18 protein-coding genes and 2 tRNA genes are annotated in these 16,693 nt (G+C 42.5%); 5 read left to right on the plus strand and 15 right to left on the minus strand.

Annotated elements, in window-relative coordinates; translation table 11 throughout:
* The 7 genes from KAU88_01240 to KAU88_01270 form a co-directional block, all read right to left on the minus strand.
* Positions 1 to 744 (minus strand): hypothetical protein (locus tag KAU88_01240; GenBank protein MCK4477140.1); only part of this gene is annotated, 744 nt, incomplete at its 3' end.
* Between the two features lie 61 nt (positions 745 to 805).
* Positions 806 to 1,291: a helix-hairpin-helix domain-containing protein gene (locus KAU88_01245; protein ID MCK4477141.1), complete on the minus strand. Its 486-nt coding sequence runs from the start codon at positions 1,289 to 1,291 to the stop codon at positions 806 to 808.
* A 110-nt stretch (positions 1,292 to 1,401) separates the two neighbouring features.
* The gene (locus KAU88_01250) at positions 1,402 to 1,932 is read right to left on the minus strand and encodes a hypothetical protein (GenBank protein MCK4477142.1); all 531 of its coding nucleotides are present in this window, start codon (positions 1,930 to 1,932) and stop codon (positions 1,402 to 1,404) included.
* 31 nt (positions 1,933 to 1,963) lie between these two features.
* Positions 1,964 to 2,359, minus strand: coding sequence for a DUF2095 family protein (locus tag KAU88_01255; protein ID MCK4477143.1), 396 nt, complete (start codon positions 2,357 to 2,359; stop codon positions 1,964 to 1,966).
* A 235-nt stretch (positions 2,360 to 2,594) separates the two neighbouring features.
* Positions 2,595 to 4,214 carry a carboxypeptidase M32 gene (locus KAU88_01260; GenBank protein ID MCK4477144.1) on the minus strand — a complete coding sequence of 540 codons (1,620 nt, stop codon included), beginning with the start codon at positions 4,212 to 4,214 and terminating at the stop codon, positions 2,595 to 2,597.
* A 31-nt stretch (positions 4,215 to 4,245) separates the two neighbouring features.
* Positions 4,246 to 4,323, minus strand: a tRNA-Asp gene (locus tag KAU88_01265).
* Between the two features lie 1,354 nt (positions 4,324 to 5,677).
* Positions 5,678 to 5,771 (minus strand) — tRNA-Lys (locus tag KAU88_01270).
* 122 nt (positions 5,772 to 5,893) lie between these two features.
* Here KAU88_01270 and KAU88_01275 point away from each other — a divergent pair.
* Complete coding sequence (locus KAU88_01275) at positions 5,894 to 6,526, plus strand: hypothetical protein (GenBank protein ID MCK4477145.1); 633 nt, start codon at positions 5,894 to 5,896, stop codon at positions 6,524 to 6,526.
* Here the strand turns inward: KAU88_01275 and KAU88_01280 are convergent.
* The 3 genes from KAU88_01280 to KAU88_01290 all read right to left on the minus strand — a co-directional run bounded on the left by KAU88_01280 (position 6,516) and on the right by KAU88_01290 (position 9,770).
* Positions 6,516 to 7,277, minus strand: a complete 762-nt coding sequence (locus tag KAU88_01280) for an ATP/GTP-binding protein (GenBank protein MCK4477146.1) — start codon at positions 7,275 to 7,277, stop codon at positions 6,516 to 6,518. The two genes, KAU88_01275 and KAU88_01280, sit on opposite strands and share 11 nt — an antisense overlap.
* Before the next feature lie 185 nt (positions 7,278 to 7,462).
* The gene (locus tag KAU88_01285) at positions 7,463 to 8,290 is read right to left on the minus strand and encodes a nicotinamide mononucleotide deamidase-related protein (protein ID MCK4477147.1); all 828 of its coding nucleotides are present in this window, start codon (positions 8,288 to 8,290) and stop codon (positions 7,463 to 7,465) included.
* A 391-nt stretch (positions 8,291 to 8,681) separates the two neighbouring features.
* A complete protein-coding gene (locus tag KAU88_01290) occupies positions 8,682 to 9,770 on the minus strand; it encodes a radical SAM protein (GenBank protein ID MCK4477148.1) in 1,089 nt (362 codons plus the stop codon).
* Between the two features lie 258 nt (positions 9,771 to 10,028).
* On the opposite strand from KAU88_01290, the gene KAU88_01295 reads away from it, so the two are divergent.
* Positions 10,029 to 10,484, plus strand: coding sequence for a hypothetical protein (locus tag KAU88_01295; GenBank protein MCK4477149.1), 456 nt, complete (start codon positions 10,029 to 10,031; stop codon positions 10,482 to 10,484).
* Here KAU88_01295 and KAU88_01300 read toward each other — a convergent pair.
* Both KAU88_01300 and amrS read right to left on the minus strand, forming a co-directional pair.
* Positions 10,467 to 10,796 (minus strand): GNAT family N-acetyltransferase, encoded by a 330-nt coding sequence (locus KAU88_01300; GenBank protein ID MCK4477150.1) that lies wholly within the window; start codon positions 10,794 to 10,796, stop codon positions 10,467 to 10,469. The two genes, KAU88_01295 and KAU88_01300, sit on opposite strands and share 18 nt — an antisense overlap.
* A gap of 153 nt (positions 10,797 to 10,949) precedes the next feature.
* Positions 10,950 to 12,017, minus strand: a complete 1,068-nt coding sequence (gene amrS, locus KAU88_01305; GenBank protein MCK4477151.1) for an AmmeMemoRadiSam system radical SAM enzyme — start codon at positions 12,015 to 12,017, stop codon at positions 10,950 to 10,952.
* 116 nt (positions 12,018 to 12,133) lie between these two features.
* Between amrS and KAU88_01310 the strand changes: the two genes are divergently transcribed.
* The 3 genes from KAU88_01310 to KAU88_01320 are packed head-to-tail and all read left to right on the plus strand — an operon-like array spanning position 12,134 to position 13,647.
* The gene (locus KAU88_01310; GenBank protein ID MCK4477152.1) at positions 12,134 to 12,829 is read left to right on the plus strand and encodes a winged helix-turn-helix transcriptional regulator; all 696 of its coding nucleotides are present in this window, start codon (positions 12,134 to 12,136) and stop codon (positions 12,827 to 12,829) included.
* Between the two features lie 10 nt (positions 12,830 to 12,839).
* The gene (locus KAU88_01315; GenBank protein MCK4477153.1) at positions 12,840 to 13,358 is read left to right on the plus strand and encodes an Hsp20/alpha crystallin family protein; all 519 of its coding nucleotides are present in this window, start codon (positions 12,840 to 12,842) and stop codon (positions 13,356 to 13,358) included.
* The gene (locus tag KAU88_01320) at positions 13,351 to 13,647 is read left to right on the plus strand and encodes a hypothetical protein (protein ID MCK4477154.1); all 297 of its coding nucleotides are present in this window, start codon (positions 13,351 to 13,353) and stop codon (positions 13,645 to 13,647) included. The genes KAU88_01315 and KAU88_01320 overlap by 8 nt, the downstream gene beginning before the upstream one ends.
* A gap of 140 nt (positions 13,648 to 13,787) precedes the next feature.
* On the opposite strand, the gene KAU88_01325 is transcribed toward KAU88_01320, so the two are convergent.
* The 3 genes from KAU88_01325 to KAU88_01335 form a co-directional block, all read right to left on the minus strand.
* Entirely contained in the window at positions 13,788 to 13,982 is a 195-nt protein-coding gene (locus KAU88_01325) for a hypothetical protein (GenBank protein MCK4477155.1), read from the minus strand.
* A 73-nt stretch (positions 13,983 to 14,055) separates the two neighbouring features.
* Positions 14,056 to 15,054 (minus strand): DNA topoisomerase IV subunit A, encoded by a 999-nt coding sequence (locus tag KAU88_01330; protein MCK4477156.1) that lies wholly within the window; start codon positions 15,052 to 15,054, stop codon positions 14,056 to 14,058.
* A 70-nt stretch (positions 15,055 to 15,124) separates the two neighbouring features.
* Positions 15,125 to 16,654: a DNA topoisomerase VI subunit B gene (locus KAU88_01335; protein MCK4477157.1), complete on the minus strand. Its 1,530-nt coding sequence runs from the start codon at positions 16,652 to 16,654 to the stop codon at positions 15,125 to 15,127.
* Positions 16,655 to 16,693: the final 39 nt, after the last annotated feature.

Consider the following 16,693-nt stretch of genomic DNA (forward strand, 5'->3'; position numbering starts at 1 on the left):
ATCTATCGTTATTTCTTGACTTAGTTTCTTTACTGAAAAACAAGCAAAACTATCTTTATTTTCAGAGGTAAAACTGACCTTTGTGGACATCCGTGTAAGTTCTGGAAGCGGGGTTCTTGTGTAATTCAAATAGTAACGTTCATCGTCTTCAGTAGAGTTGAAAGGAAAGTCGTTGGGCTCGTATTCTGTGTTTTTAGGCAAGACGACATTGACATTGCATGTTGAAGCATTTTGAGCAAGGCTTGGATATACAGGAAAATCGGCTGTGAATACATATTTCGTGGTTGCATTCACGACTTTTGTTGAGGAATCAATGAGATTTGAAAATGCGAATACTACTGTAAAAGTGTAAGGTTGTCCATTGTAAAGCAGGTCGCGCACTTTATTGGGAAAAGCTATAGTTACACCGTAATAGCCTATTACTCCCAAACCTGTGTTTAAGGTTACATCCAACCGATCATCGAAGTTTGTAGCATTGTAAGCCATAGAATAATGAAGGTTTGCTCTGTATTCTAGTGGGAATCCTATTGAGAAGTTTTCTACCGTGGCATTTTCAGTTACTGGAGATATTTTTACTGTGTCGTTGATGAGGAGATACCCTCCATAGATAGGTTCTACTATGTGGTCTATCTTGTCGACTTGGATTTGCGAAGGCGAAGTTGCATACGTGTTATGCGGAACGAGTAAGGTAATTGAGGCGACTGGGAGGATGAATATTAGCAGGAACAGCGTTGCTTTTTTCAAGTTGGGTGCCTCTTGGATTAGTCTTCCGTATTTATTACGGATTATCCTTATTTACTTTCCTTTATTTAGTCTTTAGAAAATCTGTTAATCTTTTATCTTTTAAGTCTACGTAGCAGTTTATGCGCTTGGTAAGGTTTGCACCAATGATTCGTTCTAGGTTTGATGAAAAACGAATTTTAATGTCTCTTCTTGATTGAATTATCCTCTTGGCAGTTTTAGGCCCAATGTAAGGTATTCTTACTATTTCGCTATAGCTTGCTGTGTTTAGGTCTATGGGGAACATGTCTAAGTTTGCTTTTGCAATTGCTAATTTTGGGTCAGTGTTTGGCAAGAAACCCTTATCGTTTACTATTGGAGCAAAATCATTAGCCTTGAACTTATAGTTCCTTATTAGAAAAGAGATTTGATATAAGCGATGTTCTCTTGAAGGAGGGCAAAAATCCCGTTTTTCTAGCGGTGTTTGAGGAACTGGTTCAAAGTCGCTGTAACAACTCTCTTTAGCTCCATTCTTTCGTATAGCCATTCTGTAGCTTGAATGTATTGCCAATCATTGTCGTCCACTGTGTTGCCAATCATCTGGGTGTCGACACCAGATTTCACGCAGCCGCAGACTGGCATGTAGGTTTTTGTTCTTGCGCTTTTTGCTTCTGCAACTATTCACTCCATACGTTTCAAAACTGCTTCTTTGAAGCCGCCCTTATCTGCGCATATTTCACTGAAGATTTGCTTGTTTGAAGCTTCAAGGTTAATGCCGATGCGGTCCGAAAGTTCTGCAGCTTGTTTTATGAGATGCTTGCTCGCGCCAGGCATGATTCTCATGTGGATATAACCTGTGTATCCTTTGCTTCTGAGGGTTTGAAGGGGTTCTACCTGTTTTTCGGTTATATAGTCAGGGTCTTTGATTATGGAGCTTGTGAGAAAGAGACCACGGATTTTTCTTTCTTTCCACAAATGCATGGTGACATTGGCGAGTTTTTGAGGGTTCCATGTAATTCTTGTGCATTTTCTTTGTGCACGGAATAGGCAGTATGCGCAGTTGTTTTGACAGTTGCTTGTGTAAAGTGTCTTGAGTAATGGTATGCATTTTCCGCGGGCAGCTGCTTCGTATATGGGGACTGATGTGCGGTCAAATTCTGCGCCTAATTTGAGCATGTGCCATTTGTCTCGTTTTTTAAAAGAGCTGGCCACTGCTTTTTACCAGTCTATGCCTTTTGGTTTCTTAAGGAAAATGGTTTTTCACAATGGTTTTGTTTATTTTTGAGAAAGGACTATTGCTTACTTTAAAGTAGTATCCTTCTTCTTTTTTAGGTCCGAAGCTTCGAACGCCTTTTTTTCGAAGTTGTTGTCGTAGTTTTTGGGCGTGGTTGTGAGGTATTTCGCCGCGGTTTTCCATGTAGGTGATTATTTCTTCTGCTTGTTGTTTGGTGTCGCATCGGCGGAGGAAATCGATTATGTCTGGGTTGTAGTTGGAAAGGTTTTTCTGTGCTGCTGCTGTTTTCTCAGCGGCTTTTCGGTCAGAGCGTACAGAGTTAATTGTAACCTTCTGTTTACCAACATTCACTTCTTTTGTGAGATTTGGAAACATCTTTTTGAAATGGTCTTCGTCGATTTCCATGATGTGCTATACCCAACTTCTTTTTCTGAAGTTCTTCAAGTTTCCTATGAAAGAACAAGTATTTAACGACTATTGCACGTGTGTTCTGTGCTTAGACGAGACCATTTGCTTGGGTCCTAATGGATGGTCAGTGAGAATTATTCTGAGCAGTGTGTGTCACTTATAGATTTCTCTAGAGTTTGTTTGAGTGTAAATAGGCCTCTGATGGGTTATGCTCTGGTTTGTGCCTCTCTACCTAGTATTCGTAGATCCGTGAGTATTTCTTGTTTAGATATTCGAAGTAGGGTTTGACGTTTATTTGCTCGCCAGTGATTTTTTTGATGAGGGCTGTTGGGTCATAAAGGTTTCCGTAGTAGTGAACGTTCTCTGTTAGCCACTTTTTAACGTCGTGAAAGTTGCCTTTTGCAATTTGGTCTCTCCAGTTGGGCATGGTTTTCTCCAGAATGATGAGGAGTTGTCCACTATATATGTTGCCTAGCGCGTAGGTTGGGAAATAGCCGAAGTAGCCACTGGCCCAGTGTATGTCTTGCATGACGCCTTCGGAGTCGTTTTCTATATCCATACCTAGATACTCTTTGTATTTTTGGTTCCAAACCTCAGGAAGGTCAGCTACAGTGATTTTGTCTGCTATCAATTCACGTTCAATCTCAAAACGGATAATTACATGAAGACAGTAAGTAACTTCGTCTGCCTCAACACGAATCTTTGAAGGCCTAACTCGGTTTATAGCTCGAACGAAATCGTCCAAAGCTACATCGGAAAAAGTGTTATCTGTGAGTTCTTTAAGTTTTGGGAAAAAGTAGATCCAGAATTCGCGTGATCGTCCAACTATGTTTTCCACGAACCGTGACTGAGACTCGTGGAATCCTAGAGAACAACCAGTACCTACTGGCTGATAAATCCATTCTGGCTTCAAGTTCTGTTCGTAAATGGCGTGACCGCCCTCGTGCAATACAGAAAACAGAGAGGACACTATATTATCTTCATAGTAGTGAGTTGTGATCCGCACGTCATCGTAATAACCCGTAGTAAAGGGGTGCTCGGTCTCATCTATTCTACCTCCGGCTTTTGGAGACTCCACGTCATATCCAATGAACCTGACGAGTTCGTTAGAAATCTTGTATTGAACGTCCAAAGGAACTTTGCGCTTTAGGAATGACGTGTCGGGTTGCTTCGGTGCACTTAAACATTTATTTAAAATCGAGACCAGCCCTTCCTTCAGCTCTCCAAAAACTTGGGCAATCATCCCAGCGGTCATTTTAGGCTCAAATATGTCTATGAGGGCATCGTAAGGTGTTTTGGTAGCTTTTACTTGCATAAGGATTGCTGCGGCTTTCTTTCTTAGCTCAAGAAGCTTCTCAAGTTCCGGCTTGAACATGGAGAAGTCTTTAGCAACTTTTGCCTTCTTCCAAACATCGATGGTGATGGCTTGTTGTTTTGCGGTCTCTACAACGAGTTCTTCTGGAAGTTTGGTCTGTTCATCGTAGAACTTCCTGATTAGATACACGTTTCTTTTCTGCAACTCGTTTAAGCTTTGATAGTCTTGATGCTTTTCAATTCTTGATAGTAAGGTTTCAATTTCAGGGTCCGTACTCTTTCTGTGTTCAATTTGACTGAGCATGGCTAATTGCTGACTTCGCAGATTGATAGCTTTCGGGGGCATCTTCGTCTCCATGTCCCAATGGACGATTGACTCAATCGTTTGAAGAATTGTTAACTCTTTAGCCTTTGCCATTAGTTTGTCATAATTAGACTTCAATGTGTCTGGCATTTTCGCCATACTAATCGCCGCAGACGGAATATCTACTTCGACAATATATGGCTTACGTGTACCTCCTAAGCAAATTATCGCCAAAACCCCATATGTCTTTCAATACTAGAGGTTTTGGCGCCCTGGCCGGGACTTGAACCCGGGTCGGGCGGGCGACAGCCGCCTATACTAGACCGGACTATACTACCAGGGCACCTATTCCTAAAAGAAAAAAGGCTTCTACTTAAATTTTTCATAGGCGATCTCGATGCATTTGGTCTCAAATTTTTGTCCACGACAACTAAGCACCTGTTGGAGACAATTGTACGCTCCTTTCCCATATTAGCTCTTGGGTAAACAGCACCGTCTGAGCATTTGTATAAATAAACCGTAACAGTCCTCACTTTTCACTTGTGAATAATTTCTATATGCACAAAGTTTAGCTCCGTCGGACAGAAGAAAGGTTAGAGAAGAATACCCGTAAGTATTTCTGATGGATGTGACAACTCGTTCTATCGCCTCCTCAACTCCATTGTAACTATTCTCAATCCTTGAATCAGCAATCGAAAGGATCGTTCGCTGCTGAAGGCATGTTCTCTCTCTCACCTTCACCTTTAACGTGAAGATCATAGATAGTGCCATTGTGGCGAAAGACCATTTCCTTTGAGTGAAAGGCAATGTGTCCTCCAACCCTCGATGCAAAAACCATTATATTGCCACTTCATGGTAAAGTTAGTATCTAAAAAGAGGAAACAGTAACTTGTCTCTTGAAAAACTTGCCCAGAAAGGGATAATTTAACATTAAGGCATGGAAGCTTAATCTGGGCACCTATTTAAAAAGAATAGTCCTCCAGTTTCTTAGAGTGATGCAAACCTTATCATTCTTTCTTGACATGTCGCAGCGCGCGCAGCCACAAGGCACCCCAAATCACCATAAAAACGATTACTGCCCAAAACATGATGATAAGCAACTGTACCGCGGAGACAGCCATATTTTCAAACATACTTCATCAATAAAAACACTGTTGAAGCATCGTAAAAGCGAAGTTCCGTCGTTGAAATGCTCAAAACTTCGAGATAATTCGGTTAAGATATATTACCATCTGCGTAGTAACCCATTTATTACTCTGGACCATATACCATTGCTTGAACGCCCACATAGGAGAAAGGAGAAGGCGTTAAAGAGCTGAGAGGAAGGTTTCCTATCCCTCCTAACCTCCTCTTGGTAATGATCAACCAAATCATTTTTGTGGTTCTTTTTGCATATCTTTGATAGCTAAAAAGCAGTGAATATTAAAAGGAGAACTATTTCGTAGGCATTATGAAGTTTATTTGCGAAGGTTCAGACGGTGAAGCAGAGATGTTGGTTTTTCCCTTCTTTTTCTTTCATCACGTCAACTAAGGCATGAAAAATCATATAATTTTCCGAAGATGGCTCTGCTGTTTTCTTCTTTTTTCTCAACGATTTTCTCCATTGTTATTCTTCACAACTTTGTCTATCAATTATGTTTCATATGGAAAATATGTCGAGGTGAACAATATCTGTTGTAGAGCACGTATATGGACGGTGGCGAGCCCGTCGGGAATTGAACCCGAGACCCCCGGGTTAAAAGCCCGGTGCTTTGGACGCTTGGTGCGCTATCCTTGCTGAGCTACGGGCCCGTTGGTTTCACAATTAAAGCCAAACTTGACATTCTTTAAGTTTTTGTTGTCTTCCATACGTCAAGTTTTGAGAAAAATAGAAATTAACCCTATAAGTAACTTACTGCAAGGAGGCTACATGTTTGAAACGCCTTTTGAAAGAGCTAACCAGCGAGAAGGCGCCTGGCCCTAGACCTTCCTTTTCGGTAGTTCATGTTGTCAAAGCGCTTGAGCTGATTTCGAAAAGACCTATTGGCAGAAATAAGCTTTCAAAAGAGCTAGCTTTAGGTGAAGGGGCAACACGAACATTAATTCAACGGTTGAAAAATTATGGCCTAATCAAGGTAGATCGGACGGGTTGCATTTTCTCAAAAAGAGGTGAAAAGTTGTGGAACGCTTTGTACGCAATCTTTCCTCGAAAAGTTTTCTTGGATAGAAGCGGGTTGACACTTGCAGCGTTCAACGTTGCCGTATTAGTTAAAGGATGCGGTAGCAAGGTTAAGCTTGGGATGAAACAACGAGACGCTGCTCTTTTGATGGGTGCAAAGGGAGCGACAACTCTTGTCTTAAAAGGTGGTAAACTGATGGTTCCTCCAGAGTACCGTGGAGTTGCTGAAGATTTTCCGAATATTTATAGAAAGCTCATGGGCTCGTTAGAACCTGAAGAGGATGACGCCATTATTATTGGCAGTGCAGATACTTTGGAGAAAGCTGAGTACGGTGCTCTAGCGGCGGCGTTGAGCATCCTAAACAACCACAATGTCCCTAGTGGGTAAATTTGTCCCCACCAGCGAAGATGCGTTCCAACATTGCATTTAAGTTTGTCATTCCATCATTGGTTTTTGCTGAAACAGGAATCAAAGGAAAGCGAAGCCCCAACCTGTAAATCGCGTGCATTATGTCACGGCTTAACAGACGCTGAGTACCTTTTAATTTCTCTTCAATATTCATTTCTAGCATCTTTGGATTCGAGGACCAATCTACAATGCTGTCAACTTTTTCTTGCGGCAGAAGGTCACTTTTTGACAGCACGTGAACTTGGGGCATTAGGAAACGGTTGTAAACTGCAGCTGAGAGGAAGAGGTTTGAAACATAGTTTATTGAGCTAAGCGAAAACACCGGATCGAAAAGATAAACTATGGCTTTTGGTTCTTTAGTTAGTTCTTCTGCAATGTATTGTCCACTGGCTCTGAAAGCAAAAAGCTCCATCTGCCCCGGCGTGTCAACTAAAACCAAATCTGCGTTAAGCTCTTCAGTCTCTCTACTCAACGTTTCCATTTTCTCTGCAATGAGGTCAGCAGCCAAAATCAAAGCTCCATTTGGTCCTAAACAATACTCTTCCATTAAACTCGCGATATTCACGTAGTCTCTTATGTCCAAGTCAGGAGTGTATGGTAATGCCACCACGCCTGGGTCTAAGTTTATGGTTGCTACATCTTGTTTTGCCATGTTTAGCCATTCCGAGAAAGCTGAGGTAAGAAGACTTTTGCCTGACCCTGCCGTGCCTATAACAAACACAACGAACACAGAATTCACCTACACATAATCAGCCTAGAAACTACGTTCCTACTTATTTCCTTTCTTTTGGAAATGGGTGCTTCAGGAATCCGGGTCTGCAATCATCTTTGAGTCAGAATCTAGCCTGCTCCCTCATCGCAACCAAGAAGAAAATAGTACTTGAGAAACAAAAGCCTTTTCTATCTAGCAAAGCATCAAAATTTTTTTGGCTTAGCGATTTTGGATTTTCCACTTTTTGCTTTAACCATTTCTAAAAGCTGTATTAACGCTCTGTCAACTCGCTTCTTTGCTGTCTCAGCGTCTTCTGCCATAGTAGAGAGATGCAACTCTATTTTTGGCTTTTTCTCGGCACCCATGGGATGAGACTTGATATAAATGTAAGGATTATCATGCATAACATGATCTATTAAAGGTGCCATCTCCGACTCCAAAACCCCTACGACGTATAGACTTGTTTCAAAAAACGTCAGGTTACCTGCCGCATCTTCAAGAATAGGCAAAAGGGAGTTTTCAAAAATGGCCCTCATTTCCGAGGGAATTCCAGGCAACGCAAAAACAGTAACACTGTTGTTTCTAATGGCTATTGCTGGCGCAGTGCCCATAGGATTTGGTAGAGGCTCTGCCATTTTGGGGATTTTCGCCATTTTAACTCTTGCCGGGGTCAACTCGAACGTTTCGTGACCCATCTCCTCTGCATACTCGACATATTTTCCTTTAACCATCTCCAACGCTTTCTCGTTTATTTCGAGTTGAGAGCAAAAGGCTTCAGCGATCCCTTCTTGCGTCTTATCGTCAAATGTAGGTCCTAACCCCCCAGTTGTGATTATAAAATTCGGATTTCGACGAACTGCTTCTCTCAAAGTTCCCGCGATTGTTTTGACCTCATCAGCAATAACAGTTATTCGACTGACAGAAAGTCCGAGGGATGTTATTCTTTTCGCCAACCATTGAGCGTTTGTGTTTAGTGTTTTTCCAATTAATAGTTCATTTCCTATAGAGACAATTTCTACATATGTAGCCATTTTCTTAGCTTCACTCCGTAAGTCAGGGGTGTGTGGAAGCTATAATTACAGTAAGAAAATAAAAGTCAATTGTCTAGGCTAAAGATTAAACGCTACACATACCTTTGTTTTTATTTCTTCTTACCGAGCCACCATTTCAAGTACTCTTTATGCGCTTTTTTGCGCTCTTCGCTATCCGACTGGAACCTTGGTCGCAATTGCTGTCTAAGCTCAATCAACTCCTGATGAGTAACTGAGAGCCCACAACTCTTGCACGCATAGCGTTTTGTCATGGAAATGTATTGCATTTCGCCGCCACATTCTGGGCAATAGGGCATCTACTTTTCTTCCTTTGACATAGAAGACTAATTCAAAGAGAAATAGCTTTTGGTTAATTGTCCACGAAAACACATCAAGTTATAAAATTAGTTAACCCTGCCTTCCTAGCAAGTTGGACAGCTTTTTTCCTTTCAGCTTCTGTTAAGCCTCTTCGTAGCTCAGGAATTTCATGCGCACGCCATTCAGGTCTATATTGAAACATAACATTTGTTCGTGTTGTGGATCCAAGGCTTTTAATTATCCATCTTAAAATCTCACTGAAGCAACAGTCTAGATGGCCGGGTAAGACTAGGAGTCGGATGAGGAGTTCGCCGTGTTCTTTTCCATACTTATGATTGCGAGTGCAAGCTTCCCAATAGTCTGGGGCATTAGATATATGTTTGGCACACTCGTTAGTTCCATACTTGAAGTCGAGAAGATAAACGTCCGCGAATCCTGCTAGAAGTTTGGCTGTTTCTTCACTGTAATAAGAGTTGGAGTTCCAGACAACCGGCACATTGACGTTAACATGTTTGAAAGTTTCAAGCCATTGAGCAAGCCATGGCGTGGGGTCGCCGCCTACCAGGTTGGCGTTTCTGCAACCGTTATTACGCAAGTGCTCTACCGCTCTCGCAAGGCGTTTAGGAGAATAGGTTTCTCCGGGTTCCACCCATTGCGATATGGTCCAGTTTTGACAGTGGCTACAACGCATCGTGCAGCCAAGGGTAAATATTGTTCCAGAGGGCACGAGTTCTGGTTCTTCGCCCATGTGCTCAAACATTGTGGAGACTGTGATTTGGGTGCCGCACTTGCAGTAGCCCAACTTACTTTCCTTTCTGTTCACGCCGCATCGTCTAGTGCAGAAGTGGCAGCTTTCTAAAATGCGGTTTGCGATTTCAATTTTCAAGTCCAAGAAAGATTGTGGGGGCGTTTCTAATTCTTCCAAGCTTATTAGGCGGCTGTCGAGTTTCTTCTCAAGTTGACGAAATTCCTTCAGCAGTTGGCTGTGCATTTTCCATAGCTTTGCCGTAGAGTCATCTTTAAAGTGGGCGGCGAGTTTTCGGGCAATGATGAATTTGGCTGCTTTGTCGTTTTGCATGACATCAAAGTATCTAGCCAAGCTTGCACGAGCATTCTTATCTTTTAACACAGCCGTTGCATCTGGTCTTAGAATTGTCCACATATGTTGACCATCAAAGAAAAGTAGTGCTAAACGTCAATTTATATGGTTGGGATGGCTTTAACAAAAAATGGGGGATGTAGATTCGATACCGGAAAATGTCATAAACTCGCGAGAAGAGGCGTTGGGGTTCATCAACAAATACGGAATTGTCACGCTATTTCCCATAAAAGGTAAAACATTTCCCAGTCTTACAGCGCCACGAAAGGGAATCGGCAAGGGAAGTTTGACAAGGCGTGGGGGTGGGCAGACGATTTAGCTATGGAGAAATTGATTCATTATGGAAAGCTTGTTCGTAAACAGGTTTCACTGGTTTCATTAGAGTTGTTTCCTTCACTTTACAGGCTTTGTAGAAGAGATAACTTGAGCGACCTCGCCAAGAAAACACTCAATTTTCTAGAAACGCACGGTTCAGCTTCGACTACTGTTTTGCGAAAAAGTCTCGGTTTCTGGAGAAAGGAAAAGAAGTCTAAGTTCACGAAAGCTGTTGATGAGTTGAAGCTAACTTTTGCCATTGCAATCGTTGGTATAGAGAAAGCACCGAGAATGACTTACACATATGATCTGATAGAGCGCTGGATGCCAAAGTCGTTGTTTGAAAGAGCCGAGAAAATAGATAGGGCAGAAGCGAAAGCGAAGGTGATTGCTAAGCTTATGGGAAACCAAGTAATTTCAAAGCCAACAGACGCTGAAAAACTTCTATATCTGCCTTCTTAAAAAGAAGCCCCATGTTTTAAAACCATTTGCTTCGTAAAACTTCTTTCCGTCATCGTTCCATACATTGACTATCAGAAACACGTTCTTCTTCCCGACATTTTTCAAATGTTGTACCACATTATTTAAAAGTCGCCTACCTATGCCTTTGTGACGGAATTCCTTCAAAACATACATGTCCCAAATATAGGCAGAATCTATCGTAACGTCGAGCACAACACCCTCATATGAATATAAATCCTTAGCTGCAATGCAGTAGCCTACTACCCCGCCATCACCAACCGCTAGTTTTACAAGTTCAGGATCCTTTTTGATATCCCAGCAACAACTTTGCTAAATTCATCAATGAATGTCTCAGGTGGAGACCACTGGAGTTCTTGCTCAAAAAGTGTTTTCAACCGCCTTAGTTCTCCAGAATCCATACGTTCAAAATTCCTTACAATAATCGACATATTCGTCCCAAAGTTTTTAGAACAAGGCATATGGGTAAGCAACTCTGGTTCCATGTAGCTCTCCTTTTATTGGTATGCTGTATCCACATGCTGGACAACACATGTCCTTAGTTAGGTTCCATTTCACTATCTCGAAGCTAAAACGTTTTATCAACAACTCATTACAGTTAGAACAGTAAGTGTTTTCAAAACGATGCCCCGGCACATTTCCCATATAAACATAGTTCAAGCCAACTTCCTTTCGAGCCACAACATACGCTTCTTCCAAAACCGTCACCGAAGTCGCTGTTTGCCCAGTCATCTTATAGTTTGGATGGAACCTCAAAAGATGAAACGGTGTATCTTCACCTAAATTGTCGCGGACCCAAACAGCCAACTCCTCAAGTCTATCCATCGAGTCTCCAATTTTAGGCACTATAAGGTTGGTGATTTCAATGTGGATGTCATTTCGCTTCATTTCTGTCAATGACTCGAAAATGGGTTTTACGGAGGGCACTGACGAAAACTTCTTGTAAAATTCCGGATCTGCTGCTCCTTTAAAATCTACTGTTGCTGCGTCCAAGTAAGGAGCAATAGTTTTCACCGCTTCCGGAGTCATGTAACCATTTGTCACGAAGGTGTTGAAGAAGCCCACACCATGAGCTATTTTCGCAATATCATAGGCGTACTCGAAAAATATTGTAGGCTCGGTGTATGTGTAGCTTATTCCTTGACAGCCATTATCTCGAGTAGCCTTCACTACTTCTTCTGGCAGAAAGTGGTGTCCAGTGATATCTTTTTCTTGGCTTATCATCCAGTTATCACAGAATCGACAGCGGAAGTTGCAGCCTACTGTGGCTATTGACATGACTAGTGCACCTGGATGAAAATGAGCAAGAGGTTTTTTGGTTATTGGGTCGACGCATGCAGAGCAGGCTTTGGCGTAGTTTAGAGTGTGTAGTGTGCCTTTCTCGTTTTTTCGAACTAGGCAGAATCCTGTTTGGCCTTCGGTTATTTTGCAGTGGCGTGCACATAGGTAACAGTGCACTTTGTTTTTGGGCAGTTTCTCGTACATCATGGCTTCATGGAGGGGCATGTTGTTCATCCTCCATATAATATTGTTTGTTTTCTTATAGATGTTGTTTTTCACAATGCTTAAATATTACCTTTTGGTAAGCATGTATTACCAAACGGTAACAAGACATGTAGAGGAATGCACAAATGACGGTAACCCATAGGGACTTGGCAAAGGAGGCCAAAAAAATCTTAAAGGAAAAAGGCTTCGCAGATGATGAAATATATGAAGAATTTTGGTTCAAAAGTTACCGAGTCGACGCCGTCGGATGGAGCTCAAAACGCAAAGTTGCTGTAGCATGCGGTTACTGTGGTCCAGAAAAGAAACAGGATCTCGAAAGATTCTTTGATGAAGTAATCTGTCTTCCATTCAAATATCAAGTCCAGTCTGTCTCAGCTGAACCCTCCACCCAAATGCCTAGTGCTTTAACGAAGCTGAGGTTAATGTTGGTTAAGGACGATAATGTCATCTTTGAAGTCCCACTTTCAAGGGAAGAGTGGTCAAAAGAATTTTCAAGAAATGAATTGGGATTCGTAGAGCGAGATCTTCAACAATTTTCTAAACTCTTCGACGCGTTGTCACATAAAAACAGGTTGAGGATGATGGAGCTTTTGATAGAAGATGAAGATCTGACGATGGGATTTGCCGAGTTCATTCGCGATCTAAATCTTAACCCTAAATTAGTGTGGGAAAGCACACGGAAACTTAGTGAAAGCGGGCTTCTTAAAAAAAGCGATGACGGAAGGTATCGTTGCTCTGAATTTGGAGAAGCCAGTTTTATCATGGTTAGCTTCGTACTAAGGCGTTTGCGAGATATGTTTGAAAGTGTTGAAGGGAGGTGAAAAAAAGGTCATGGTAGACTATTACGAAGACGATGAAGTTTTTCGGGACATTAGCAGCTTCTATAAACGGTTGATGGAGCGTATGTTTAGGGAAATTCAGGATTTCGAAAAGGCTGTTAGCAGTAGACAACTTCAGGGCAATTGGGACATTAAACCAATTAACATGCCTGGCGTAAAAGGGTATGTTGCCCGGGGACAATTTCAACTCAGAGGCGCGCCAATACATTTTCCAATGCATGCTAAGGAAGAAGATCGGGAGCCGTTGACAGATGTTTTCGAGGAGAAGGAGCTGGTCAAGATTTACGTGGAGTTACCTGGAGTTGAGAAAAGTGATATTCAGCTTAATCTAGTCAGCGGGTCTGTTGAAGTGAGAGCTAAGAACTTCTCCAAGACTGTGGATTTAGCGACCAGGAATGTTGATCTCGAGAAGGCTACTGCAAGCTACAAGAACGGTGTGCTTGAGGTGACGATTCCGAAGATTCAGAAAGCTGTTGGGGATGAGAAAAGGCGGACTATGAGGATTGAGTAGTAAGAGTCCTGGTTTGTGGTCGGGGGAATTCTCAACGGTACCCACAATAACTATATCGGCTTGTTTGGACACGGCTCACTTCACTAGACGAAGTCTTTTGGAGGCTTATGTGGTTGTGAGGAAGCTGAAGCCTACAGATTTGGTGGTAAAGCCTAATATGCGGCATTTTCATCTTTTGGATCGGCAGTGTGTCTCTAAACTGGAGTGTGAATCCTGTGGGCGGAGATGCGAATCTGTTAAGATTGCTGATGCGCTGGGCAATATGGATACGAAGATTTTGACTTATTGACATGTTTGAGAGGGAGATTGCGACAAACATTAGATGGTTGCAGCCTCTTTCTAGATTGTGGTGGTTTTCTTTTGTCGGCTTTGCTTCAGTTTTGGACATTCTACAGAAAGAAAGCATTCGGTTGAGTTGTGAGTCAATAACTATTGGGTTTTTGCAAGAATCATGAAAATTCCGAGAACTATTAAAGCCAAACCGCCTACGGTAAACAAGATGGGGTATATTAAACTAGGACTTATTGTGGTGATATAGATTACTATTGATCCAATGAGAATTATTATTAGAGCAAAGAATTTCTCTGCAATTGTGAACCCTGTTAGATCTCCTTTGTTGCTCAAATCAAAACACCTTTGTAACTGAGGTTTACATATGATGGCCTAGGTTTTATTTTAATCTTCTTAAGTACTTCTTTTATTTTATTGCCTCTAGTTTAGCTGGTAGATACTCATCTACAATGTATGTGAGGCCATAACGACTGAATGCTTCCAGCTCTGCTTTTTTCCGAATTTTCATGAAAGTCTTTATTTCCCGTTGCCACAGCTCGTCTTTGTAGCGTGGGTCTCGGTGCAACTCGTGAAGCCGTTTCATGTCGATTTCGGTCAAGGGGTCGCTTGGCAACTTATAATCGGTTATATCCGTTGCCCAAACACCGCTCCATTTGGCGTCAGCCGTTGTTAAGCCTCGAAGATGTGCAGCGTTGGCTGAACCAGAAATTATAACCATGGCAATGTGCATCCCCCATGGGTCTGCATCCGTCAAAATGCAGACCGGTAATTCCAACTCCTTGTTGAGTCTGCGAATGAAATGGCGAGTAGATCGAGGAGCTTGCCCTGCGGTTAAAACAAGCAGTGCATTGTATTTTTTGTGCACGTTTTCTTCGATAAACCTTGTGAATAGGCCGCCTTTCTCGATAGCAATTACTTTGTCTGCGCTGGTTTTCACGAACTCACTGTATGTCAAAGCTGGGCCTATCATTAGGCCGTCTGGATGCGATGTCAGATTCATCAGTCTTCCTTCATAACCTGGCACGGTGTATTCGATTGTTAGGTCGCCGAAGATGGCTGAACGTTCTTCTGGGAAGACATTGAAATCTTCTCTGGGGCGACCTATTACTGTTTCCAAGTCTGTGATCACGTTGTCTGACTCTGATTGGTCCTTGAAGGACATATTGTAGGCTTGGGCTGAATAGTAAACGTCTCGGAGGGTTGAGGTTTTGCGTTGAGTTGAGAGTTGATGGGCAAAGAAAGCTGTCCAAACTAGCTGTGTGAAGGGGCGGATGTGACGGATGTTACGAGTGCTTCGCTTGACTTTTCTCTCTCCTAAGATGTACTGGCGAAGCTCTGGGCTGTAGCAAATATTTTCTGTGGAGCGGCTGGGCATCTTGATCCACGGGAACTCACCCTGCTCCATTTGGTGATAAAGCGTTTCACCAAACTTTTCCAAGTCTACAGCTGCTTCCTTCTTCTCTAATGCTGAAATGTTATTTTCCCGCTTCTTTTCCTCCAATGATATTCACACTCTCTAACAGCTTTCTAATGTCAGGTTCTTTCTCTCTACCGGCAAGTTGTGTGGAAAACTTGGCGATCTTTGGCAAATATTTTGAAAACACACTTAATCTTCTCTTCTCCCTTTCCACGTGTTCACGTTTTGACAAAAATCGTTGGAGATGTCGAGCTGCTCCTCGTATGCCGTTTAGGATTTCCCTTTTCACTTCAGGTCTATCTGCAATAAACTCTTTGCCCACAGTTTTGTATGGGATTTTGGTGCTGCAGATGTGAACTAGTACGGCTACAGGCATGTCTTGTGAGACCTTGTATCTGCGCCAATTCATACTTTTGACGACACGAAACGACACATCACTCGCTTCGTCATAGAGAAGAGGAATACGATTGGCAAAACGGTAGAGCACAAAATCACCTCTTTTTGGAATGTCTCCACCATAAGCTATTGCCGCTTCTACAATGAAAGGATGACCTGCATAAGTGGAAGGTTTGCGTTGACAAACTGCTATAAATTCTGGTTTCAATTCCTTCAAAATTCCAGCCCTTAACAACTCTTCCCCAAGAGGTGACAAACAACTGGCACTTGGCGGTCGGAACTCTTCAAAGCGCTTCATCCTTTGCACAAGCCTCACAATGTCTTGAGGACTCAATTTCTTTGGATTTCTTGTCTTGGGAATAGCAGCAAACTCCAGAAATTTGTGTACTATCCTTTCGCTGACTCGATGAAAATGGGCTCTCATAAAATCTACCATGTTTCGATACGGCGTCACTTGTATGAGGCGTTTAACGGTTTCCACGTCCACACCATAGGGGTGAGGTAAGGTTTCTTTAGGTGAAGGCGGCATCTTCGTTGTTACACGTGTGAACTTGTACAGGCGACCCTTCGGGTCGACAAAGGTTATGTTAGCGTAAGGATTTACTAGCGCAGTCTGCTTCAAGTATTCCACAATTTTTGGCATAGCGCGGAAATAGTCGCCTTCAAGATTAAACTCTACGATTGTTCCATGCCATTGTTCCTTATTTATCAAAACTTTGCGTTCCAGAATAATTGGTCTGTTCCTTTGAATATCAATCATTATGCTATATTGGTAGACTTTCGTGGAGCCTGTGCTGGAGACTATGTAGGCAGGCTTGTGAGTAGTAATTTGTCCGTAGAGAACAGCCATTGTGCCACCTAGTCCGAAGGTTCCCCTAGACTGCTTCAGTTTGTACTTCGAGCCAAAAAGCACTTGACCAAAAGCTGAGGGGATGTGGCGTGAGGTGATTCCTGATCCATTGTCTTCAACTCTCAGCTTGTACACTCCTGACTCTGGGCCACCTTCACCATAAGCTAAGCGGACATATATGTCTGGAGGGACTCCTACGAGTTCTGCGGCATCTAACGAGTTTTCTACAAGTTCTCTTATGGAGGCGAATATAGCGCGGGATGGATTTGTGAAACCTGCTATGTCGCGGTTACGGTAAAAGAAGTCGGCTGGGCTGATTTCTTCGAACGCCTGACTTACCATCCCACTTTCTCCGCCTTTCGACTATTAGTGGGTATATGT

It is taken from the genome of Candidatus Bathyarchaeota archaeon (assembly GCA_023131225.1).
In the GTDB taxonomy this organism is placed as follows: domain Archaea; phylum Thermoproteota; class Bathyarchaeia; order Bathyarchaeales; family SOJC01; genus JAGLZW01.